The organism is Alcaligenes sp. EGD-AK7 (assembly GCF_000465875.3).
Taxonomy (GTDB): domain Bacteria; phylum Pseudomonadota; class Gammaproteobacteria; order Burkholderiales; family Burkholderiaceae_B; genus Alcaligenes; species Alcaligenes phenolicus.
Map to the genome: position 1 here is coordinate 61,930 of NZ_AVOG02000067.1, position 22,141 is coordinate 84,070.

The 22,141-nt window shown below is 56.6% G+C and carries 20 protein-coding genes and 1 tRNA gene; 13 read left to right on the plus strand and 8 right to left on the minus strand.

Going from position 1 to position 22,141, the window contains the following annotated elements; genetic code table 11:
• Nucleotides 1-8: 8 nt before the first annotated feature.
• The 5 genes from mdcA to N879_RS17265 all read right to left on the minus strand — a co-directional run bounded on the left by mdcA (nt 9) and on the right by N879_RS17265 (nt 6,844).
• The gene (gene mdcA, locus N879_RS17245; RefSeq protein ID WP_009457830.1) at nt 9-1,691 is read right to left on the minus strand and encodes a malonate decarboxylase subunit alpha; all 1,683 of its coding nucleotides are present in this window, start codon (nt 1,689-1,691) and stop codon (nt 9-11) included.
• Nucleotides 1,692-1,748: 57 nt separating this feature from the next.
• A complete protein-coding gene (locus tag N879_RS17250) occupies nt 1,749-3,029 on the minus strand; it encodes an amidase (protein WP_009457828.1) in 1,281 nt (426 codons plus the stop codon).
• 9 nt (nt 3,030-3,038) lie between these two features.
• Nucleotides 3,039-4,448 carry a short-chain fatty acid transporter gene (locus N879_RS17255; RefSeq protein WP_022983523.1) on the minus strand — a complete coding sequence of 470 codons (1,410 nt, stop codon included), beginning with the start codon at nt 4,446-4,448 and terminating at the stop codon, nt 3,039-3,041.
• Between the two features lie 631 nt (nt 4,449-5,079).
• Entirely contained in the window at nt 5,080-5,850 is a 771-nt protein-coding gene (locus N879_RS17260) for an IclR family transcriptional regulator (protein WP_022983524.1), read from the minus strand.
• A 145-nt stretch (nt 5,851-5,995) separates the two neighbouring features.
• Nucleotides 5,996-6,844 (minus strand): RNA methyltransferase, encoded by an 849-nt coding sequence (locus N879_RS17265; RefSeq protein ID WP_009457826.1) that lies wholly within the window; start codon nt 6,842-6,844, stop codon nt 5,996-5,998.
• Between the two features lie 108 nt (nt 6,845-6,952).
• On the opposite strand from N879_RS17265, the gene N879_RS17270 reads away from it, so the two are divergent.
• Genes N879_RS17270 through N879_RS17280 form a run of 3 tightly spaced genes read left to right on the plus strand, consistent with a single transcriptional unit; the run spans nt 6,953 to nt 10,273 of the window.
• Complete coding sequence (locus tag N879_RS17270; RefSeq protein WP_009457824.1) at nt 6,953-7,744, plus strand: inositol monophosphatase family protein; 792 nt, start codon at nt 6,953-6,955, stop codon at nt 7,742-7,744.
• A gap of 58 nt (nt 7,745-7,802) precedes the next feature.
• Nucleotides 7,803-9,386: a TerC family protein gene (locus tag N879_RS17275; RefSeq protein ID WP_009457822.1), complete on the plus strand. Its 1,584-nt coding sequence runs from the start codon at nt 7,803-7,805 to the stop codon at nt 9,384-9,386.
• A 26-nt stretch (nt 9,387-9,412) separates the two neighbouring features.
• Nucleotides 9,413-10,273 (plus strand): undecaprenyl-diphosphate phosphatase, encoded by an 861-nt coding sequence (locus tag N879_RS17280; protein WP_022983525.1) that lies wholly within the window; start codon nt 9,413-9,415, stop codon nt 10,271-10,273.
• 1,091 nt (nt 10,274-11,364) lie between these two features.
• Here N879_RS17280 and N879_RS17290 read toward each other — a convergent pair.
• The 3 genes from N879_RS17290 to N879_RS17300 form a co-directional block, all read right to left on the minus strand.
• Entirely contained in the window at nt 11,365-12,165 is an 801-nt protein-coding gene (locus N879_RS17290) for a UDP-2,3-diacylglucosamine diphosphatase (protein ID WP_009457818.1), read from the minus strand.
• Nucleotides 12,155-12,664 (minus strand): peptidylprolyl isomerase, encoded by a 510-nt coding sequence (locus N879_RS17295; RefSeq protein WP_045931048.1) that lies wholly within the window; start codon nt 12,662-12,664, stop codon nt 12,155-12,157. The genes N879_RS17290 and N879_RS17295 overlap by 11 nt, the downstream gene beginning before the upstream one ends.
• Before the next feature lie 169 nt (nt 12,665-12,833).
• Nucleotides 12,834-13,445 carry a tetratricopeptide repeat protein gene (locus tag N879_RS17300; RefSeq protein ID WP_226348582.1) on the minus strand — a complete coding sequence of 204 codons (612 nt, stop codon included), beginning with the start codon at nt 13,443-13,445 and terminating at the stop codon, nt 12,834-12,836.
• 264 nt (nt 13,446-13,709) lie between these two features.
• Here N879_RS17300 and cysS point away from each other — a divergent pair, with 264 nt between their 5' ends.
• From cysS to N879_RS17345, 10 genes are all read left to right on the plus strand, one after another.
• Entirely contained in the window at nt 13,710-15,161 is a 1,452-nt protein-coding gene (gene cysS / locus N879_RS17305) for a cysteine--tRNA ligase (RefSeq protein WP_009457813.1), read from the plus strand.
• Nucleotides 15,146-15,817 (plus strand): DNA-3-methyladenine glycosylase family protein, encoded by a 672-nt coding sequence (locus N879_RS17310; RefSeq protein ID WP_009457811.1) that lies wholly within the window; start codon nt 15,146-15,148, stop codon nt 15,815-15,817. The genes cysS and N879_RS17310 overlap by 16 nt, the downstream gene beginning before the upstream one ends.
• Nucleotides 15,818-15,843: 26 nt before the next feature.
• Nucleotides 15,844-16,809, plus strand: a complete 966-nt coding sequence (locus N879_RS17315) for an acetyl-CoA carboxylase carboxyltransferase subunit alpha (protein ID WP_022983527.1) — start codon at nt 15,844-15,846, stop codon at nt 16,807-16,809.
• 130 nt (nt 16,810-16,939) lie between these two features.
• On the plus strand, nt 16,940-17,887 hold the full coding sequence (gene tilS, locus N879_RS17320; RefSeq protein ID WP_041202996.1) for a tRNA lysidine(34) synthetase TilS: 948 nt from the start codon (nt 16,940-16,942) through the stop codon (nt 17,885-17,887).
• 167 nt (nt 17,888-18,054) lie between these two features.
• Nucleotides 18,055-19,308, plus strand: a complete 1,254-nt coding sequence (locus tag N879_RS17325; protein WP_022983529.1) for an aspartate kinase — start codon at nt 18,055-18,057, stop codon at nt 19,306-19,308.
• A gap of 60 nt (nt 19,309-19,368) precedes the next feature.
• A tRNA-Ser gene (locus N879_RS17330) sits at nt 19,369-19,461 on the plus strand.
• Between the two features lie 416 nt (nt 19,462-19,877).
• Complete coding sequence (locus tag N879_RS17335; RefSeq protein WP_230940584.1) at nt 19,878-20,438, plus strand: hypothetical protein; 561 nt, start codon at nt 19,878-19,880, stop codon at nt 20,436-20,438.
• A gap of 172 nt (nt 20,439-20,610) precedes the next feature.
• Nucleotides 20,611-20,751, plus strand: coding sequence for a hypothetical protein (locus N879_RS20690; RefSeq protein WP_022983530.1), 141 nt, complete (start codon nt 20,611-20,613; stop codon nt 20,749-20,751).
• Complete coding sequence (locus tag N879_RS17340; RefSeq protein ID WP_009457801.1) at nt 20,741-21,664, plus strand: prohibitin family protein; 924 nt, start codon at nt 20,741-20,743, stop codon at nt 21,662-21,664. Before N879_RS20690 ends, N879_RS17340 begins: the two co-directional genes overlap by 11 nt.
• Before the next feature lie 89 nt (nt 21,665-21,753).
• On the plus strand, nt 21,754-22,113 hold the full coding sequence (locus N879_RS17345; RefSeq protein WP_009457799.1) for a DUF4870 family protein: 360 nt from the start codon (nt 21,754-21,756) through the stop codon (nt 22,111-22,113).
• Nucleotides 22,114-22,141: the final 28 nt, after the last annotated feature.

A 22,141-nucleotide genomic window follows, 5' to 3' on the forward strand; every position in this document is an offset into this window, starting at 1 on the left:
GCGGGCCATTACCAGTTACGGAAGCGTGCCGGAGGTTGATACAGCCCGCCGGAGGCTTGAACCAGATCCCGCATGCTGCGTGCGGCCAATAAATTGCGGGTGGCCTGGCGTGGGTCTATGCCCAAATCTTGAGGGCGACGGATGATGCCGCGATCACGCAGGTTCTCCACCATGCGGGCATCTCGGCCCAGGCCCACTTGCGTGTAGCCGGCAACGCCCCGTATGGCTTGTTCGCGCTCTTCGTCGGTACGGCACAGCAAGAGATTGGCGATGCCTTCTTCTGTCAGGATGTGAGTGACATCGTCGCCGTACACCATGATGGGCGGCAGATCCATGCCGGTCTGCTCCTGCAGGGTCCAGGCATCCAGGGTGTCCACAAAGGCGGGCGTCATGTGTTCGCGGAAGGTTTCCACAATCTGCACCACCAGCTTCTGACCACGTGGCGTACCGGCTGCACCTTGGCGTCCTTGGCGTGCCTCTTGCCCGGCTTTCAACCAGGCGGGGCTGGCGTGGCGACGACCGCGAGCATCCGCGCCCATATTGGGTGCGCCACCAAAACCGGCAATACGGCCCAGCGTGGCGGTGGAGCTATTGCCATGCAGGTCGATCTGCAAGGTGGAGCCGATGAACAGGTCACAGGCGTAGTGGCCAGCCGCCTGACAGAACGCGCGGTTGCTGCGCATGCTGCCATCCGGGCCGGTGAAGAACACATCGGAGCGGGCGCGCAGATAGTTTTCCATGCCCAGCTCGGAGCCGAAGGAGTGCACCGATTGCACCCAACCGGCTTCGATGGCCGGGATCAGGGCAGGATGCGGATTCAAGGCCCAGTGCTGGCAAATCTTGCCTTTCAGGCCCAGTGATTCGCCGTAAGTGGGCAGCAACAATTCAATGGCGGCGGTATCAAAACCGATGCCGTGGTTCAGGCGTTGCACACCGTATTCCGCGTAGATGCCCTTGATCGCCATCATGGCCATCAAGACCTGGATTTCGCTGATCTGGGCTGGGTCGCGGGTAAACAGCGGTTCGATAAAGTGCGGGCGGGGAGCGGGCACGACAAAGTTCACCCAGTCGGCGGGAATGTCCACACGCGGCAGGCGGGTGGTCTTGCTGTCGACCAGCTCGTTGACCTGGGCGATGACAATGCCGCCGGAAAAGGCAGTGGCTTCCACAATAGCCGGGGTATCTTCGGTATTGGGGCCGGTGTACAGATTGCCGTGCTCATCGGCGGCCTGGGCCGCGATGAGCGCGACATTCGGGGTCAAATCTACAAAGTAACGGGCAAACAACTCCAGATAGGTATGAATGGCACCGATGTTCAGTCGTCCTGCCGAGGCCAGCCTGGCCAGGCGCGCACCTTGCGGGCCGGAAAAGCTGAAGTCCAGGCGGTTCGCAATGCCTTTTTCAAACACATCCAGGTGCTGGGGCAAGGCCAGCACGGATTGCACCATGTGCAGGTCATGAATCTGCGCTGGGTCGACGCCCACCAGTGCGTCGGCCAGAAAGTCGGCCTGCTTCTGGTTATTGCCTTCCAGACATACTCGATCTCCTACTTGTAATACGGCTTCCAGCAAGCTGCTGGCTTTATCCGTGCTGCATATCTTGCCTTGCAAAGAGTCTCCCAGTGCGCGGCTGGCACGTTGCAGTCTTTGCTGGCGGGCTTGATTCTTAAGATTCCAGTTGCTGTCCGTCATTGGGTTTCCCTGTCCTACCTCTGTCGATGTGATCCGTTGAGTAAGCTGCCCGACCCTTCAGGATCGGAGTTCAGGCAGCGCGATAGTTAATGTGCCCAGGCGATGGGCAATGCGGGTGGCCGCTTCCAGTAGCAGGTCATCCTGCCCAGGGCGGGCAGCCACTTGCAGTCCTAAAGGAAGCCCGTGGCTGCCAAAGCCGATGGGCAAGTTGATGCATGGAATGCCCAGTGCCGTCCAGGCGCGGCACAGCACGGGATCGCCCGTCGTGTCGCGTGTGGGAGCCTCGCCCAAGGCGGCTGCGCTCAGGATCAGGTCTGCGTCGCCGAAGATCAGCTCGGGTTGGCGCTTGACCTGATTGATCAGGCCTTGAGCCTGAATCAGTTCGGCAGGTTGAGTCTGTGCGCATTTATCCAGATAAGTCTGCAAAGCTGGCGAGAGCAGTTCCAGGTGTTGCTGGCGCTCATGGCTTAAATGGGCCAGTACTTCAGCCCCCATGACGGCTTGCTGCGCGTGGGTCAGTTCACCAAACAGACTGTCCCTGTCGCTAAGCTGAACTTCAAACTGGCCGTCATCCATTTTCAGGTGAGTCACGGTCGCTTCCAGCCGATCACGCAAATCCTCGGCAATGTCCTCCCACCAGGGCGTGTGCAAAAAGCTCATGCGTAAAGGGGCTTGCTGCAGGACTTGCGATACTTCCGGCGTGCTGCGCAGCGCGTTGAACACACGGCGCACATCCTCCAGGCGCTGGCCCAAAATTCCCAAGGTGTCCAGAGACGGGCTGATGGTTTTCAGGCCGCTGCTGGGCAAGGCGCCGAAGCTGGGTTTGAAGCCATAAATTCCGCAGAACGTGGCGGGGCGCACCACGGACCCCGCTGTCTGGGTGCCCAAAGCTACCGGCACCACATTGGCAGCCACGGCAGCGGCCGAGCCGGACGACGAACCGCCCGGCGTGTGCTCCAGATTCCAGGGGTTGCGTGTCTTGGGTGGACTAAACAGCGCAAATTCTGTGGTGACGGTTTTGCCAAAAGGCACGGCACCGGCCGCACGCAGAGCCTGCACAATGGCAGCGTCCTGGGTGGGGCGGTTGTCGCGATAAATGGGCGAACCATAGGTGGCTGGAGCGTCCGCCGTATTGATCAAATCCTTGATGCCGATGACCAGCCCCTTCAAGGGGCCGGTGTTGTCCTCCTGCTCTTGGGCGACACGCCGTACCTGCTCCTTGTCCAGATGGGCAAAGGCCTGAATCAGATCCTCGGTTTGCTCGTAGCGGGCAATTGCTGCCTCCGCTGCCTCCTGGCTGGATGTCGTGTTTCGGGTAGCGAAATCATTCACAGACATGGCAAGTCCTTAGAGCGTGAAGGGTGCGATAAGAATAGCAATCGTCAAAATGACGGTGCCAATCAGAAAGGCCACGACAGTAAAGCCCATCACTTGTCGTACATTCAGGCGCGCAATGGCCAGCACAGGCAAAAGCCAGAAGGGCTGGATCATATTGGCCACCGCCTCGCCAAAGGCCACGGCCATGGACATCAGGCCCAGGTAGGCAGGGCCGTCCTGACCAATGGCCAGGGCCGATTGCACAGCGATGGGGCCTTGCACACCCCAGTGTCCGCCACCGGAAGGAACAAACAGCGAGATGATGATGGAGGCGATAAAGGTCAGGAAGGGCAGAGTGTATTCATTGGCCCCAGTCACCAGCGCGGAGGACAGGATTTCTTCCAGGGCGCGACCGCCTTCCATGGGGATATAGGCTAGCAAGCCCATGATGCCGCCATACAGCGGGTACTGCAGAATCAGCGGGCCTGCCGTTTTGGCGGACTCGACAAAGGATTTGATAAAGCGGATAGGCGTCCAGTGCAGCAGGGCACCGGTGACGGTAAACAGCATGATCATGGATGAGATGTTCAGCGCAAAACCGCTGCGCACGAAGTAGTACATACCCGCGGCAAAGAACAGCACATTCAGAATCCACAGGTTTTCCAGCTTTTCAGCCGGGGTGCTGGGCTTGGTTTTGGGCAGGTCTTTTTCAATGTCAGCAAAGACGGCGGGGTCAGGCGGCAAGGCGTAGTCAGGCTCCATGCGCCAGATCGTCAGAAACAGCAGGATGATCAGGGCCACAACTGGAATCCAGCTATAGGGCTGGAAAATGGTCAGGCTGAACGGCACCGTCATGCTGGTCAGTTGATGGATGACGTTAATGGGGCTGTTGGGGTCGGTATTGGCCAGGGCAATCGAGCTGGACAGACCTTGAGTCCAGAGCAGGTAACCCATATAACCCGAGGCAATCAGATAACCGAAGTGCACATTGGGCAGACGGCGGGCAACCTGGCGTGCAACCAGGGCACCGGCCACCAGACCCAGGCCCCAGTTCAGCAGGCAGAAGATCGCGCCCACGGCAAAGCACAGCAGGGCACCTTCAACTTGTGTGCGGGCACGGGAGGCCAACCAGATGATGGCGCGTTTCAAGGGTGGTGCTTCGGCCAGGGTGTAGCCCGTCACCAGAATCAGCACCATTTGCAGGGCAAAGGTGAAAATACTTTTGGGGCCCCATACCCCGCGATACCAGGCATCCACCATTCCTCCGGGGGTGGCGCCATCAACAAACAGGGCAATCAGTCCTACAACCAGCAAGCTCAGGATGACGGCGAACAGATACGGGTCCGGCATCCACTTTTCTACGTAACGCACGCAGATATTGGTAAAGCGGGTCAGCAAGTTTGGCCTGGGTTTGGCCGAGAGGGTAGCAGTGGTGTTCATGATGAACTTATCCTTGTTTTTGTCTCCCCGACCTGGCTAGTGGGTCGGCTGATGGATGTGGATGCTGGATACACAGTCCCGCTAGCGCGTACTCCTCGGTAATGACTGTTGCCTGTATCTCGCCTTCCTTTTTTATGGTGTGCCCCTTAGGGGGCTTATCGTTGTGCCCACAAGATAGCGACAGGCTAGTGCGTGGATCAATAAAGCAAATGTTGTTTTATTTACGCGCGGCGAAACGATGACGCGTTAACCCTAGGGGAAAAGGGCGTGCGAATGCTGCGACACGCGGCTTTGGGTATAAAGCCGCTTGTTTTACGGGAGATGGGGATATTTAGCTAAAACGAACTGATTAGAGGATCAGTTTGAGTTGCGGATAGGGCGCTGTTTGAAACGGAACTGCTTTTTTTCATACGCCAACCTGGGGGAGTGCGGCGTGGGAAGGGACTGGGCTTATAGCCAGCGTAGTTTCTCTTTTTTTGACAGGCTGAGCCTGGAGGAGCCACCTGCGTTGATTGGAAAAGCAGACAGAGGGAATGAACTTCGAGACGTAAAAAAGCACACAGGGCAGGCTGTGTGCGGATGAGGGTGTTAACGATCCCGACACCATTCAGGGGGAGAAATCCGCCCAGATTTAAAACTTGTCGGCGACCGAATCCAGCGCGTCGCGCAGCAAACCGGCAATTTCTTTTTGCCGTGGCGCAGGCATGCGCTCGGTAATGGCCGTGACACTCATGGCCAGAATGGGGCGGCCTTTGTGATCGCACAACGCGCAGCCCACACCCAAAGCACCGCGTACGGCGTAATTGCCTACAACCGAGTAGCCCCGGATACGGGTGTTGGTGACCAACTGGCGCATCTCGCGCTGAGTCATGCCACCGTACTGATCCAGTTGATTGGCATTGCGTTCGATAATCTGCTCGATCGCTTCGTCCCCAAGTGTGGCCAGATAGGCCATGCCACCCGAACCCACGCCCAAAGGCTGACGCTTGCCGACATAAGTGGCCAGAATCTGTACCGGGTAGGGGCCAATTTCGCGCCACAGGCTAACGGAGTCGTCGCCATCGCGGCCCACCAGAAAGACCGCGTCGCCAGTCTGTTGAGCCAGCTCTTGCATGATGGGCTGCATGATGGTGACACGCGGGTCCAGTCCAAACAGGCCCTGATCCTGGCGCGTGGCGCTGTAGCGACGGCTATGGCTACTGTTCTGGACCAGACCGTGATCGATCAGGGCGGCCAGCAGCCGGTAGATGGTGGGGCGCTGTAATTGCGTGGCGCGCGACAGGTCGGTGACGCTCAGCCCTTTGCCTTGATGATTCTGCAAAGTCTTGAGCACCAGCAGGCCGCGTTGCAAGGTGCGCGGCCCGGCCTGATCCTGCGGTTCTACGGTCTCGGGAGTGTTCATGCTTGAAAACAGCTATTGCTTACCGAAAAAGTAACTCAGTAAGAATATACGCCAGCCAAGAAAGTGTCCACTGTGTGATCGCTCATAAAAGACAGTGCCCGCTGGGTGCAGCGGGCAAGAGGGGTAGCGCGTTTGAAGGCAGGTTTTAGCGATGTTCCGGGCCTGCCGATTCGTCTTTACGTTGTTCAGGGATGGGGTGGCCCGCTGTTTTGGCGGTCTTGATCATGGCGGTACACAGGCCGCGCAACATATCCACTTCGTCCAAACTAAGCTGGGCGCGCCCGAACAGGTGCTGCATGCGGGGCACCAGCTTCTTGGGGTGTTTGGGGTCCAGGAACTTGACGCTTTCAATGGCCTGTTCCCAGTGCTGTAGCAAGGCTTGCACTTTGGCTTGGGGAGCCAGCTCCTTGCCAGGGTCTGCCTTGCCATCCGTATGGGGCAGCAGGCTGGCACCGCTTTCAGCCAGCAGCGCGTAGCGCAATTCCCAGGCAGCCAGTTGCAAAGCCTGGGCGACATTCAGGGAACTGTATTCAGGATTGGCCGGAATATGGCAGACGTATTGGCACTGGCTGATGTGATCATTGGTCAGGCCCACGCGTTCGGTCCCCAGCACAATGGCGACGGTTCCGGCGTGCTGGCGCAGATGCTCACGGCTCAGTTCGGCAGTCTGACGTATATCGGCGGCTGGCGGTCCTAAATAGCGGGGGCGGGCCGTCAGGGCAAAAGCCAGAGTGACCGGTTCCAGTGCATGCGCCAGAGTGGGAACAATAGTTGCTTGCTCCAAAACGTCGACGGCACCGCTGGCCAGCGAGATTGCCTGAGGGTTTTGTGCAACGTCCGGGTCTAGCGGGTCGACCAGACATAAGTCGCCAAAGCCCATGGTTTTGATCGCTCGCGCTGCTGCGCCGACGTTTCCAGGGTGGCTGGGTTGCACCATAATGAAGCGAACCCGGTGAAAATTATCATCAAATGCCGATGCTTGCGTCTGAGTCATTTAAAATAGCTACTTTGAAGCTACGCTTCCTGTGTCTGCTCACGCGATTTTGCCCTGCAACAGGGCACGCCAGGCAGGCTCAATTATTGTTAAAAAAACGGAATTTCCATGCACCCGATGCTCAATACCGCCATCAAGGCGGCTCGCCGTGCCGGCACCATTATCTCTCGCGCCAGTCTGGACCTCCAGCACCTGTCGGTTGCGCGTAAAGGCCCTAAAGATTATGTCACGGAAGTGGATCGCGCAGCAGAGGAAGCCATCATTGAAGTGTTGAGCGAAGCTTACCCCGACCACGGTTTTATCGGCGAGGAAACGGGCGAGCGCCCACCGCTGGAACCCGCAGGCGAAGGTACTCCCGAATACCAGTGGGTCATTGATCCTCTGGATGGCACCACCAACTTTATCCACGGCTTTCCGTGCTACGCAATTTCGATTGCCTTGATGCACCGTGGCCAGGCTGCCCATGCCGTCATTTACGACACCAACCGCAATGAAATGTTCACGGCCAGCCGTGGCGGTGGTGCCTTCCTGAACGACCGTCGTATTCGTGTGTCGGGCCAGACTCGTTACCACGATGCCTTGATCGGTGCACACGTGCCGGATTCGGGTGCAGGCGTGAAACCCACCTCCCCATTTGCCGATATGCTGGCCGAATGTGCTGCCGTGCGTCGCGTGGGTGCAACGGTTTTGGATCTGGCTTATGTGGCTGCAGGTCGTCTGGATGGCTTCTGCGCCGTCAATCTGCAACCTTGGGATCTGGCTGCCGGCACTTTGCTGGTGACCGAAGCCGGCGGTCTGGTGGGCGACTTTGAAGGCGAACAAACCTGGAAAGAGACTGGCAATGTGATTGCCGCCAGTCCGAAGATCTTTATTCAGATGCTGTCGCACCTGCAAGATTAAGAACCTAGACCCCGGCATTGCCGGGGTGTTCTTTTAATCACAGCGCCAAGGAGCTGAGATGGAGTGGTTGATGGACCCGACCGCCTGGGTTGGGTTACTCACACTGGTAGTTCTGGAAATTGTGCTGGGCATCGATAACCTGGTGTTCATTGCAATTTTGGTCGACAAGCTGCCTCCGGCGCAGCGCGACCGGGCTCGTGTACTGGGCCTGTCACTGGCCTTGCTGATGCGCCTTGGCTTGCTCACGGTCATGTCCCATCTGGTGCAGCTGACCGACCCCTTGATCTCCATATTCAGTCTGGATTTTTCTGGCCGTGATCTGATCATGATCGTGGGTGGTTTTTTCCTGCTGTTCAAGGGCACACTGGAGCTGCACGAACGTATTGAGAACCGCAGCGCTCATGCTTCCGGCTCGCGCATGTATGCCAGCTTCTGGGTCATCGTGGCGCAGATCGTGGTGCTGGATGCCGTGTTCTCCATCGACGCGGTCATTACTGCGGTGGGTATGGTCGAGCACCTGCCCATCATGATGGCGGCGGTGGTCATTGCCATTGGCATCATGCTGGTTGCTTCCAAACCCTTGACGGCTTATATCAATAGTCGCCCCACGGTGGTGATCCTGTGCCTGGGCTTTTTGTTGATGATCGGCTTCTCCTTGCTGGTGGAAGGCTTTGGCGTACATGTACCCAAGGGTTACCTGTATGCGGCCATTTCCTTCTCCATCCTGATCGAAATGTTCAATCAGCTGGCGCGTCGCAAGTTGCGTATGCTGCAGGCAGGTCGTCCCATGCGTGAGCGTACGGCCGAGGCTGTGCTGCGCATGTTGGGCAAGCGTCCCGCTTCCGGTGAAACGGTCATCGGGCCGGATCTGCCCGGTGCAGCGGCGCAAATGGTGTTCGGTCAGGAAGAACGCAATATGGTCAGTGGTGTGCTGACTTTGTCCGAGCGTACCGTGCATTCGGTGATGACGCCGCGCAATGCGATTACCTGGGTGAATGTGCAGGACGATCCTGAGGTCCTGCGCGAAAAGATGACACATGAACCCCATAGCATGGTGCCAGTGTGTCGCGGTTCGCTCGATGAGGTTATTGGCATTGGTCGAAGCAAAGAGTTACTGGCAGACCTGCTGATTCATGGTCATATCCGTCTGGACCAATTGCGTCAGCCGGTTTTTGTGTATGAGTCCATCGGGATTTTGGACCTGATGGAAACCATCAAGCAAAGCCGCGGGCAGTTGGTCATGGTGACGGACGAGTTCGGCACTATTGAAGGTTTGGTGACGCCTTTGGATATTTTCGAGGCGATTGCAGGCGACTTCCCCAGCGAGGACGAAACCCCCGATATTGTCCAGGAGTCCCAGGACCACTGGCTCCTGGACGGCTCCACCGACTTGCATCATCTGGAACAGATGCTGGGTGTGGATGGTCTGGTGGATGAAGAGGAAGAATATGCCACCCTGGCCGGTTATCTGCTGACGCGTTTCGGACAATTGCCCAAGGTGGGCGATATGTGTGTGCTTGAGCAAAGCGATGCGGTGTATCGCTTCAAGGTGGAAGAGCTGGAAGGGCGTCGCATTTCACAGGTCAGCCTGGAACGTGTGCCATACGATGATGAACAAATCGATCCATTTCTGGCGTCTTAATTTTTATTGGCTTTGATTCGGACAACATGACTGAGCAAACTCTCTATTTGTTGAAAGCCCTGTTTCTGGGGATTGTTGAGGGCATCACGGAATTCATTCCGGTTTCCAGTACGGCGCACTTGCTGATCCTGGGCTCCTGGATTGATTTTTCCTCGGGCGATGCCAAGGTCTTCGAGGTTGTCATTCAGTTTGGTTCGATTCTGGCCGTGATCTGGATTTTTCGCGCCCGTTTGATTCAGCTGATCACCGGGGTCTTGCGCGGAGATCGCACCGAGCTGATGTTCACTCGCAATCTGCTGATTGCCTTTTTGCCCGCTGCCGTTATTGGTGCCTTGACGATTCAGTACGTTAAAGCGCTGTTCCATCACCAGATTGTGTTTGTGTTCACGCTGGTATTGGGTGGTTTGTTGATGCTGTGGGTCGAGCGCAAACCGCAGTACGCGAAGAACACGTCGGAGCTGGATCAGGGTGAAACCGCCACCTCGCAGAAGGCTACCGCCTTTGCCTTGGAAGAGATCACCTGGAAGCAGGCTTTGGTGGTTGGTTTTGCCCAGTGCATTGCCATGGTGCCTGGTACTTCACGTTCGGGTGCCACCATTATCGGTGGCATGTTGGCTGGTATTCAGCGCAAGACCGCCACGGAGTTTTCTTTCTTCCTGGCCATGCCAACCATGCTGGCTGCTACGGTTTATGACCTGTATCGCAACGGTGCGTCCTTGAGTGCAGATCAAAGCACCGCGATTATTGTGGGCTTTGTTGCTGCCTTCTTTAGCGCCTTGTTCCTGGTGAAGGCCGTGCTGCGCTTTGTGTCCAGTCGCACCTATCGTCCTTTTGCCTGGTATCGGATTGCGTTGGGCGGAGTATTGTTTGTGTGGCTGATGACTTAGATCTTTGCCGCCTTAGAGGTTTTGAAATCCCCGCTTGCTTGACCTGCCAGCGGGGATTTTTCTTTTCAGGGAGGCTCGGTAAATGTCGTCTTTTCACGCACATATTCTACCTACCTACCTACCTACCTACCTACCTATCTATCTATCTATCTATCTATCTATCTATCTATCTATCTATTTATCTGTCTAGCTGTCTATCCGTCTGTCTGTCCGCGTATCTAGCGATGTACCAATTTGATAGGCACTTTTTTGGTGATTATTGTGTGCAAGGGTTTGTTGGCAAATAGCAGGTTTGTCGCCCGTCATTTGGTCTGGCTTGGCTTCGATACGCTGCTGCTTATTGAAGGGAGCTTGGTCTCAGCAAGACGCCTCTCGGTTCGTCTGCCCCGGTATCCGGGCTGACTACTTGCCGGTGCTGCGCACCGGTACCCTGGTCGGTGTTCGGATACGGGCGCGCCCTTAACTCGCGGGGTGTCTTGTCCACCGGACAAGACACAAGCGCCCCGCTCAAACAGAAGGGCGCTTGCACCCCGTATCCGAACACCGCCTGCGGCAAGCAGTCTGAACCGCCCGGATACCAGGGCAGACGAACCGAGAGGCTCACAGTGAGGAAGGGACAAGCAGCCTTGCTGCTCATGGCGCCAAGAGTCGGTGGTCGGGCACGAGACCAGCCTTCGGTGGTCCGCTTTGGTTGCCGCGAGCGAAAGTATCTTGTTGGCAAAAATCACGGTCTTTTTTGCGTTTTTGAGGGGGCAATTGGGCTCGACGGGCGAGTCAGGGCTCTGGCCGCAGGCTCTTGCAGTATCCAGGATGCAAGCCCTGTGCTGTTTGAGCGGGGCGCTTGTGGTTCGTCCGGGGGACGAGCCACCCCGCGAGTTCACAGGGCGCCTGGATACTGCAAGAGACCAGGGAGCCCGTGCGCAGCACGGGCCGGAGACCCGCCAAGTCGAGCCCAATTGCCCCCTCAAAAATGCTTATGCAGCCACCTTGATTCCTGCCACCAGCACCGTGTGAAGAAAAACAGGTTTTATCGCAAGAAGGTATAAAAAGACGTGGAGCTTAAACCTAGCTGGCTGTAGGTGAAGTCACTCTTACTGAGGTCCCAGTGTCTGACACTGATCCTCTTGCCCCCACTGGTGCAGGCAGAGCTGTACACCTTCAATGCTGATATAGCCGCCCCGTCGTCCTCCTTCCGAGGAGTCAGATTCCCAATCCGGGAGTACCCAGCGGCGTACCGGCTCAAAGCCGGGAATGTCATGTACTGCAGGGCGATGTGTATGGCCATGAACCATGGCCTGCACAGGATGCGCCTCGCAGGCTGCCACAATAGCTGCAGGCTGCACATCCATGATGTCTTTGGACTTGTATTGCTTGCCGCGCTGGCTACCGGCGCGGGCTGAATCGGCAATACGCTGACGCAAGCTTAAAGGGCAGGCCAGATAGAGTTTCTGGAGCCAGGGTTTGCGTACCCAATGGCGAAAGCGTTGATAGGCCAGATCGTCCAGGCAGTACTCGTCGCCGTGCGACATCAGAATCAGGCCGGCAGAAGTGTCCAGAACGACTTGATCGGGCAATAGCGTGGCGTGAACATGGCGGGCGTAGGTTTGGCCCAGCAGGAAATCGCGATTGCCGCGCATCAGATACAGCGGATGCTGCTGCGCGAATGTGCGCAGCGCCTCACTGACTTGAGCAAGCCAGGGAGCAGGGTGGGCGATTTGATCGTCACCAATCCAGGCATTGAAAATATCACCGCCCAGGATCAAGGCATGAGCTTGATGCTGGGCGGAGTGCAGAAACTGCAGGAAATCCTGGACGGTGTCTGGATTGTCCGGACCCAGATGCAGGTCCGCAGCAATCCAGATGTTGCCCGCAAGCGTGAGCTTATTCGACAAGCGTGGCTTTTTCCAGAACGACGTCCTCAACGGGCACGTCTTGGTGGAAGCCCTTGTTGCCGGTGCGCACGGTCTTGATCTTGTCGACCACGTCCATGCCTTCGATCACGCGGCCAAATACGGCGTAGCCCCAGCCATTGGCGGTAGGAGCGGTGAAGTTCAGGAAGTCGTTGTCAGCCACGTTGATGAAGAACTGAGCCGTAGCCGAGTGTGGGTCGGAGGTGCGAGCCATGGCCAGGGTGTACTTGTCGTTCTTCAAACCGTTGTCAGCTTCGTTCTTGACAGGAGCGTTGGTGGCTTTTTGCTTCATGTCGGCCTCAAAGCCGCCGCCCTGGATCATGAAGTTGTTGATCACACGGTGAAACACGGTGCCGTCGTAAAAACCGCTGGACACGTAGTCCACAAAGTTGGCTACGGTGTTGGGGGCTTTTTCTGCGTTCAGTTCGATCAGGATGGTGCCCTGGTTCGTCTGCAGTTGGACGCGTGGAGAGGTGCTCATAGAAGTGCCTTCAGAAGAAGTGGAAGAATCTGCTGCCATAGCCGGACTGCTCATCATAGGCATAGCCATACAGGCAGCAATAAGCAGGGTGCGCAAGCTGCGAGCCTGATCACACCATTGAAATGTGCTTGCAAACATAAGATAGGGACAACCCAGTCAAGGAAAAATCTTATTGTTGCAGAATTTGGCCAGTTTGTTGCGCACGCTGGGCTGCTTTGGGCACACCACTGGCGGCGGCTTGACGGTAGGTGTCATTGGCCAGCATCAGTTGGACTTCACCCATATTGGCGCGGGCCAGTGCGTAGGACGGATCGGCGGTCAAAGCCATTTTCAGGGCTTCCAGGGCCAGGTCCAGCTTGTCCTGCGCGATGTACTCGGCCGCCAGATTATTCCAGGGCTCGGGCAACTCCGGGTAATAGGTGGTCATGTTCTGGTAAAGGCTGATGGCGCCATTGTGGTCACCACTGGCCGACAGGGCGCGTGCCTTCAAAAACAGCAACTGCACATTGGCACCGGGCTCGCCCCGGTCCTTGCGTTGCTCCAGCTGTTTTTCGATCGCCTGCAAGGCGTCGGCATGACGGCCCTGGGCAATCAAGGTGCTGATGCGCTGGCTGACTTCAGCGGCGCTAAGCGGCAAAGAGGTATCGACGCTGGGGGCCAGCACGTCCAGAGCACGGGCCAGACCCTTCCAGCCACGTTCAGGTTCGGGAGCGATATCCAGCAAGGGATCGTTCACCCGCGCACTGGGCGGGGGCAAATCGGGCAGGGATTGGGCGCTCACGTTTTGACCCAGGGCCAGAAAAAGGGCCAAGGTGCAAGGAGCGAGAAACCGAGTCCGTCTAGGTGTACTGAACACAGAGGGGGCGCCTATAAAATCTGGCTTGAAGACCAGGAAGGTTGGTAGATTGCTGCCTTTAACGAGGTCTGCTTGCTATACTTATTGACCATCATTCTAACCTTGCCTCTTGCCGGGCGGGAAATACGGAACCTGATCCAAGGGCAATTGTTCTGGCACAAGGTTCCGATTTTATGACGATTACAGGCCATGTTGCGCATTTATAACTCGTTGTCACGCTCTAAAGAGGTGTTTTCTCCGGTTGAACCGGGCCACGTGCGTATGTACGTCTGTGGCATGACGGTGTACGACTTCTGTCACCTGGGGCACGCTCGTATGCTGGTCAGCTTTGACATCGTGCAGCGTTGGTTGCGAGCAAGCGGCTATCGCGTCTCCTATGTGCGCAATATTACCGATATTGATGACAAGATCATCCGCCGTGCCGTCGAGCGCAAGCAACTGATGTCTCAGGTAACGGACTTCTATATTGCCGCCATGCATGCCGACGAAAAGGCCCTGGGTGTGCAAAGCCCTGACTCGGAACCACGCGCCACGCAGCACGTGCCCGATATGCTGGGCATTATTGCCAAGCTGGAAGAAAACGGCCTGGCCTATCAGTCCGAAGACGGTGATGTGAACTACGCCGTGCGTCAGTTCCCCGGCTACGGCAAATTGTCGGGTCGCTCTTTGGATGATCTGCGTGCCGGTGAGCGTGTTGCCCTGAACTCGGCCAAGCGTGACCCTCTGGATTTTGTGCTGTGGAAGTCGGCTAAAGAAGACGAACCCGCCGAATCCAAATGGGAATCCTCGTACGGCCTGGGCCGTCCGGGCTGGCACATCGAATGTTCGGCCATGAGCAAGGCGCTGCTGGGCCTGCCCCTGGATATTCACGGCGGTGGCCCAGACTTGAAGTTCCCTCACCACGAAAACGAAATTGCCCAAACGGAAGGCGCCTTTGGCGGCCAGTTGGCCAATGTCTGGATGCACTGCGGTCCCCTGATGGTGGACTCGGAGAAAATGTCCAAGTCCCTGGGCAACTTCCGTCGCATTCGCGATACCGTGGCCCCCGAAGGTCTAGCCGACGAAGAAAGCAGCTACATCGCCAATCCGCGTGAAGCTGAAATGCTGCGCTTCTTTATTGTGCGCAATCATTACCGCAGCTTGCAAAACTACGCGCCAGATAATCTGCGCGATGCTCAGCAGGCTTTGGACCGTCTGTACCAGACCCTTCAACACGTTCCTGCCGCCGATGTCCAGATTGACTGGACTCAAGGCCCCGCTCTGGCGTTTGCCGAAGCCATGAACGACGATTTCAATACGGCTGGCGCTGTTGCCGTTCTGTTTGAACTGGCTGGCCAGGCCAACCGCGACAAGGATGCGCAGGCCGCCGGTTTGATGCGCGCTCTGGGTGGCGTGATTGGTCTGTTGCAAGTGGACCCGGCCGTCTACTGGCGTGCCAGCACACGCTTTGGTCAGGCAGCCAGCGTGGCCGGTGCCGACTCCTTGAGCGACGCCCAGATTGACGAGCTTCTGGCGGAACGCGGCCAGGCTAAACAGAATCGCGACTTTGCGCGCGCCGACGCCATCCGTGAGCAGCTTAAAGAGCAGGGCGTAGAGCTGGAAGATCGGCCAGGTGGAGCAACACAATGGCGCAGGGCCTAAGCGGCGTTCAATCCGGCCCTCAAGTTCGTTTGGTGGGCAAACCTGATTACTGGGACGACGCCTGCGCCCAGCTGATGAAGCGCGATCGTATCTTGCGCAAGCTCATCCCCCAGCATGGCGACTACTGGCTACAACATCAGGCTCCGGCTTTCACCACTTTGGTGCGTTCCATTGTGGGCCAGCAACTGGCCTCGCGTACGGCGGACCAGCTGTGGCGCAAGCTGCTGGACGGTTGCGGCCAGCCACTCTCGCCTGAACTTATTTTGGAACTGGGTTACGAGGCCCTGCATGGTTTGGGCTTGCCCAAACGCAAGGCCGAATATATTGTTGATTTGGCGACTCACTTTGATGCTCGTAAAATCGACCCCCAGGCATGGCAGTCCCTGTCTGATGAAGCCGTTATTGCGGACCTGTGCGCCATTCGTGGTGTAGGTCGCTGGACGGCTGATATGTTTCTGATTTTCAACTTGCACAGACCCGATGTTCTCCCCTTGGATGATGCGGGCCTGCTCAAGGCAATCTCTCTGCACTATTTCAGCGGCGAGCCGGTCTCCCGGTTCGAGGCGCGTGAAGTTGCTCAAGCGTGGGCACCGTGGTGCACGGTGGCTACCTGGCATCTGTGGCGCAGTCTGAACACAGTTGCGGTACGATATTAAATTAGGCCTAAACCTTAAGAACCGACATGCGAAATACATTCCTGGAATTTGAGCAGCCTTTGGCCGAGCTCGAAGGCAAAATCGAAGAGCTCCGCTATGTGCAATCTGATTCCGCTGTGGATATTTCAGAGGAACTCAGCCGTCTGCAGCAAAAAAGCCAGACGCTGGCCAAGAACATTTACGCCAAGCTCACGCCTTGGCAAACGGCCCTGGTTGCTCGCCATCCACAACGTCCATACACCCTGGACTATGTAAACCAGATCTTCTCGGACTTCCACGAGCTGCATGGCGATCGCATGTATGCGGACGACCTGGCCATTGTGGGTGGTCTGGCCCGTTTCAACGGTACGCCTTGCATGGTGATTGGTCACCAGAAAGGTCGTGATACCAAAGAGCGCGCCCGTCGCAACTTTGGCATGCCGCGCCCCGAAGGCTACCGTAAAGCCCTGCGCTTGATGAGGTTGGCGGAAAAATTTGGTATCCCTGTCTTTACCTTCATTGATACTCCCGGCGCCTACCCTGGTATTGGCGCTGAAGAGCGTGGCCAGTCCGAGGCAATCGGTCACAACCTGTTTGCCATGGCCAAACTGCGTGTACCTATCATCTCCACCATTATTGGTGAAGGCGGTTCGGGTGGTGCGTTGGCGATTGCCGTGGGTGACGTGGTCTCCATGCTGCAATATTCCACCTACGCCGTGATCTCGCCCGAAGGTTGTGCCTCGATTCTGTGGCGTAGTGCGGACAAGGCGCCCGTGGCGGCTGAGGCCCTGGCCATTACCGCTCCCCGTCTGAAAGAACTGGGCCTGGTCGATCGCGTGATCAACGAGCCCATTGGTGGCGCACATCGCGATCCCACCATGATGGCGCGCCAATTGGGCCGTGCCCTGGCTGATGCCTTGCGTCAGGTCTCGGGCCTGAGCACCGAACAACTGCTGGCGCAGCGTATGGAACGTCTCCTGGCCTACGGCCGTTATCAGGAAGTTCGTGCCTGATCCATTGCCTTCCAGTCAGCTGGGGGGCTTTAGCCCCTCACCCCCGCTGCTGGAGGCGCTTAACCATCACCTAAGTTTTAAAAGCGGCGATAGCGTCGCTGTCGCCTTAAGTGGTGGTGCGGACTCGGCAATGCTGGCGGTACATACCCATCTTTGGGCCAGCCGCCGCAAAGTCACACTTCATTTTTTCCATATTCATCACGGCCTGCAAGCCATTGCCGATCAGTGGCAAGCGCATGTGCATGACTTGGCTGCGCGTTTGCAGCGACCCTGTCACAGCTTGCGGGTCCAGGTACAGTCCCGCCGTCTAAGCGCAGATGGCATGGAATCCGCCGCGCGAGATGCCCGCTATCAAGGCCTGGCTGAACTGGCGCACTTTGTTGGCTTGCAGCATGTGCTGCTGGCTCATCATCAAGATGATCAGGCCGAAACGGTTCTGATGCGTTTGCTGCGAGGCACGGGTACAACCGGTCTGGGGGCGATGGCACCCCGTATGCAGCGCGATCAATTGCAGTACTGGCGACCCTGGCTGGAGCAGCCCAGGGCACTTATTCTTCAAGCCAGTGATGCGTTTGCCGCAGCCACGGGCTGGCATGCGGTACAAGATCCCACCAATATCAATCCTGATTACACCCGTGGCGCAGTGCGCGATTTGCTCACGCCTGTACTCGACGCGCGCTGGCCGGGCTGGCAAAGCCGTTTGCAGCGTCAAGCCCAGCTAAGCCGCGAAACGCAGGAAGTATTGGATAGTGTGGCCAGCCAGGACTGGCAGACACTGGAACCTGATGAAACAGGACGCAGTTTCAGTTTGGTGGCGTGGCGTAGCCTGGAGCCAGCGCGGCAAAGCCTGGTGCTCCGTTATTGGTTGCAGGAGCAGGGAGCTGGCTTGCCTACGCAAGCGCGTCTGGCAGAACTGCTCAAGCAACTGCGCGGGCTGCATGCCCGGGGGCACGACAGAAATTTGATGTGGAAGCATGGACAGAACCTGGTGCGCTGTGTGCGAGGCCGGGTGCAGATCGAATCTGCCGGTCCAGGCGACCAGCAAGCAGGCCTGGTGGCCGATCAAGCAAGTAAGTAGTTTGGGGTGGCCTGTGGCAGGAGCGTGGGCTATGGTGTTGAGTCGACAAAGTATGTGTTTTTTTGCGTGTGTATGTGGTAGAGCCTGCGCTTGGGGCACAGAAAGTCGTTAGAATAGTTGGGTTTTGTGTCTATCCCAGACCTTAGCCCTTTGATGCAGAGTAAAAGATGTCCCTGATCGTACATAAATATGGCGGCACGTCGATGGGCTCGATCGAGCGCATCCAGAATGTGGCGCGTCGGGTTGCCAAATGGCATGCCGCCGGGCACCAAGTTGTGGTGGTTCCTTCGGCCATGTCCGGTGAAACCAACCGTTTGCTAGGCCTGGCCAAAGAACTGAGCATTCAGCCTGATCCGCGCGAGCTGGATATGCTGGCCGCTACGGGCGAACAAGCCAGTAGCGCTTTGTTGGCCATGGCCTTGGCTGCCCAGGGCGTTCCCGCCCGCAGCTATGCCGGTTGGCAAGTTCCCGTCAAGACCGACAATGCCTACACCCGTGCCCGCATTAGTTCTATTGATGACACCCGCATTCGCCAGGATCTGGACGCAGGCCGTGTGGTCGTTGTGACCGGCTTCCAGGGTGTGGATGATGAAGGCAATATCACGACCCTGGGTCGTGGTGGCTCGGATACTTCCGCGGTGGCTGTTGCCGCTGCCATGAAGGCCAGCGAATGCCTGATCTTTACCGATGTGGATGGTGTCTACACCACCGACCCACGCGTCGTGCCCGAAGCACGTCGCATGAAAGTGCTGTCCTTTGAAGAAATGCTGGAAATGGCCTCTTTGGGCTCCAAAGTTCTTCAAATCCGGTCTGTGGAATTTGCTGGCAAGTACAAGGTGCCTGTGCGCGTCTTGTCCTCCATGACCGACCCCATGATTTCGCTCGAAGAAGAAATGTCTTCGGGTACGCTGATTACTTTCGAGGAAGACCAAAAAATGGAAGCTGCCGTTGTCTCTGGCATCGCCTTCAGCCGTGATGAAGCCAAGTTCACCCTGCGTGCCGTTCCCGACACCCCCGGCGTGGCCTATTCCATTCTGGGCCCCATCGCAGCGGCTAACATCGAAGTCGACATGATTTTGCAGAACCTGTCGGTTCAGGGCACCACAGACTTTTCCTTTACCGTCAGCCGCAACGACGCGCTGCGTACCAAGGAACTGCTGATGAACCAGGTCGGCCCGGCTGTGGGTGCTGGTGAAATCGTATTTGACGAAGCCGTGTGCAAAGTGTCCATCGTCGGTATTGGCATGCGTAACCACGCTGGTATTGCCAGCTCCATGTTCCGCGCCTTGTCCGAAGAGGGCATCAACATCCAGATGATCAGCACCAGCGAGATCAAGACCTCGGTGATTATTGCCGACAAGTACATGGAATTGGCGGTGCGTGCTCTGCACAAGACGTTCGAGCTGGATCAGGAAAAATAATCCCCTTAGCTATTTGCATTGGTTTTTTAAAAATGCTATAGTTACTTCTTTCCTAGAGCTGGAGACGTGGCCGAGAGGTTGAAGGTACTCCCCTGCTAAGGGAGCATACGGCTTATACCCGTATCGAGGGTTCGAATCCCTCCGTCTCCGCCAGCTGGAATTAAATCAAGCCCTTGTTTTCAAGGGCTTTTTTTATTGTCTGTCGCATAGCGCCGCCCGTGTTCGGACCCGCGCTCAAGTTTGGCTTTGTGCAAACCTGGCTCTGGTTCAGGCAGCAAGAGCGACAACAAGACGGCATCACGCCTTTCCAAACACAAGAAAAAAAATAATTGTTACTTTTTTATTTTTGCCAATTCAGGCAAAGTGAAATCGTAGAGAGTCCTTGGCGGCAGCGTTTCAAACAGCATGAATTTTTAAAGTGCAAGACTTTTCAACCCAAGGCGGTAGAGGATTGAAAAGGCTGTGTCGTTTTTGGCACAGACAAAGAAAAGCAGTCATTCCCGTGCTTACAATCGACGAATGTGTTTTACGTCGTTCAAGACGGGTGGTCTTGTTTTTTAGGGCGAGCGATGATTAAACGAGTCCTCTGTATCTGTAGCATGGCCTTGATGGGCCTGCCTTTTTTGGCGTCGTCAACTGAGCTGGCATTGGATGACCAGGTTGTGACTCGTTATGTGCAAAGCCTGGGTGAGATCTTGCCGGTGCTGCAAACCGTAGAGCGTAGCGAACCGGTTTGGGATGGCGGGCTGCCAGACGGTTTCCCACCCATGCTGGAGGTGGATCAGGTCGAGCGCGGTTCGGACATTTACCGTCAATTGAACAGCCTGACGCAAAAGTATGGCTTTGCCGGACTGGAGCAATGGGATAGCGTGGGACGCCATATCTGGCTGACTCGTCTCTATATCCAGGAGCGCGAAGATCTGGACTCGGTTTACGAGCAGCTGGATGCGCTGGAAGCGGCCTTGCGCGATAACGCACGCCAATACTCTACGGCTGAACTGGAGCAGTTGATGCGCACCTTCCAGATCAGTAAAAACCATATCCTGCGTCTGGTTGCAACCCGTAGCGATGTGCCGCCGGTACAGGCTCATCTGGCTGAACTGGACGCTGCCCTAGCTTCCCTAGAATAAGCAACTAATCCGCTTTTTCCATTTTCTCGGGCGTCGCAATGGCGTCTGTTCAAGATTTGTTACCAGCAATACTGTCCATTTGTCATATTTTGACGCTTCTTTTCTGAGCGTGACAGAGGGAATCGGGGATAATTGCGCTCTGATTGAAATCTAGTGGGAAGACTGAAGCGTCATGCGTATCATCTTGATTTTGTTGGGGGCCGCTGTGCTGGCCTACCTGATTGCCAAAGGCATACGGCAACTGATGGTGGAACGTCGTCAATTAAAAGACCAGACGCGTCAGCCACATAAAGGAAGCCGTGATGAGCACTGATAAAAATCCATTTACTAAACTGGCCGCTAAAACAAAGCCAGAAGGTGGCCCTGCCAATTACTCCAAGGGACTGAGTTTCCTGGGGGCGGCGGTTGTTATTTTCCTGATCCTGATCGTGGCCTCCATGGGCTCGTTCTTGCAGGTGGACCAGGGTGAACGTGGCGTGGTGCTGCGTAACGGTAAGCTGGTTCGCGTGGCCGAACCTGGTCTGGACTTCAAGGTTCCGTTCTTTGACACGGTACGTACCATTTCGGTACGTGATCACACGGTTCGCATGCAGCTTGAGGCGTACAGTTTTGACCAGCAGTCCGCTTCCATGGTGGCTTCGGTAACATACCGCGTTCCTGAAACTGATGTGGCTCAGCTGTATTCCGAGTACGGTTCACTCGATGCCCTGGAAGCTCGCTTGCTGGAACGTAAGGCTCTGGATGTGATCAAGAACGTGTTTGGTAAGTACACTGCTGCTCAGTCGATTCAGAATCGCGAGAAGCTGGGTGCTGACATCAACGAAGCCATGCGCGTGACCCTGGAGTCCGCTCCTTTGCAAATGATGGGCGTGCAGGTTGAGGAAGTGTCGTTCTCCAAAGCCTATGAGCAATCGATTGAAAACCGCATGTTGGCCCAGGTTCAAATTGAAACCACCCGCCAGCAAAAAGAAACTGCTTCCATTCAGGCTGAAATCAAAGTGGTTCAGGCTGAAGCAGAAGCCCGCGCTCAGCGCGAACGCTACATGGCCGAAGCTGACGGTATTCGCCTGCGTGGTGACGCCGAAGCCAAGGCCATTTCTGCCAGGGCCCAGGCATTGGCCCAGAATACCAATCTGGTCAATTTGAATGCTGTGGAAAAATGGGACGGTAAGTTGCCAGAAAGTCTGGTTCCCGGTTCCGCCATGCCATTTATTGGACTGCGTTAATCTCCAGGCAGTCACTGACCTGAACAGGTTTTCTTCGGTAGCGTTACGGGATAGGTAACGCTACCGTTTATTTTTCCAAGGAGTTACGGATGAATGAGGAAAGAAACCCGGTCCCACAAGGCGACGGTACAAACCAGTTGGTCAGTCTGCGTAATCTGACCCTGATCAATTACGCGCTGTACATCTTGTCCATGTTTGGCGGCATCACCGCCCTGGTCGCCATCATCATCAACTACATCAAGCGCGATGAAGTGCGCGGCACCTATCTGGAGTCGCACTTTGATTGGCAAATCCGTACGTTCTGGTGGGGATTGCTTGGTGTGGCGCTGTCTTTCTTGTTGATGGCGATTCTGGTCGGTTTCGTGACCATCGTGATTGTCAGCGTGTGGATTCTGTACCGTCTGATCAAGGGCCTGCTGGCTCTGAATGACGGCAAGGCGATTGCCTGATCGCCGGCTCGCCGGACCGCCGGATCGC